This window comes from Vibrio sp. 1288 (assembly GCF_033344475.1).
The window spans coordinates 1-785 of record NZ_JAWPOX010000367.1 but is presented as its reverse complement, the minus strand read 5'-3'; the positions used below and the strand labels follow the sequence as shown (position 1 = coordinate 785).

At 41.7% G+C, this 785-nt stretch carries 1 protein-coding gene and 1 pseudogene; one reads left to right on the top strand and one right to left on the bottom strand.

Annotation, left to right across the window (positions count from 1 at the left end; genetic code table 11):
- Positions 1-268, bottom strand: a pseudogene (locus R8O11_RS26805) (hypothetical protein); the annotation flags it as partial.
- A gap of 163 nt (positions 269-431) precedes the next feature.
- On the opposite strand from R8O11_RS26805, the gene R8O11_RS26800 reads away from it, so the two are divergent.
- Positions 432-686 carry a hypothetical protein gene (locus tag R8O11_RS26800; protein ID WP_021487201.1) on the top strand — a complete coding sequence of 85 codons (255 nt, stop codon included), beginning with the start codon at positions 432-434 and terminating at the stop codon, positions 684-686.
- The last annotated feature ends 99 nt before the right edge of the window (positions 687-785 follow it).

Sequence of the window (785 nt, the reverse complement as noted above, 5' to 3'; positions counted from 1 at the left end):
TTGCGGTTAAAAAATCGAGAATCAAACGCGTTTGTTGGTCTATGTCATCAAACATCGCGCCCATATCATTGCTGGCTACCGTAAATTGGATTGGCCAAATGACGGTATCTGCCGGGTATTCTCGCTCAGACAATCCCTTCACCGTTACCACTCGCTCATAGGCTTTGTATTTGACTGCTGTTTGCTGAATAAAAAAGCCCAATACTCCTAAACCTATTATCAGACACAGCCCGAGCCATATTGACGCTTTATTGGAAATTTTCTCCATTCATCCTCCTAATTTCGCCAAAAGTAACAATTCGTAGTATCGATAACATAGCTCAACTATGGCCAGAAAATGGCGACCTAAAGCTAAATTTTTGTCATATCGTTCGAAATGGTGAATAGAATTAATTAAAATTGAACAGTGTTTTATTGTGAGTTTTAAGATTATGTTGAAAACAAAATGGTTGGTGGTTCTAGGCGGATTATTTGTCTCAACGGCCTGTTTGAGTGCTGACGACTTAGCTATGGATGACAACTCAACACAAGACCCCCGTAATGAACAGCAATACGAAGGGAAAAGCTTTGATGGTCGAATTCTGCTAGATAATGAGCCGACCAAACAGGTCTTGAGCTCACTAGAAAGTCTCGGTGAAACGCTCAACTCTCTGAGTATCCTGATGTTTGCTGGCGATAAAACGTAACGCTAAAGCTGTCCTATCCCCTTCGCCTTTGGTCAACAAAGCTTCACCAGTTTGTCACCAAAGGCTCATGGATTTGCCTCTGAACTGTCATCTGTAATT

Coding starts and splice junctions, on each gene's coding strand:
- R8O11_RS26800 (WP_021487201.1), top strand. CDS start 432: ATGTTGAAAACAAAATGGTTGGTGGTTCTAGGCGGATTATTTGTCTCA.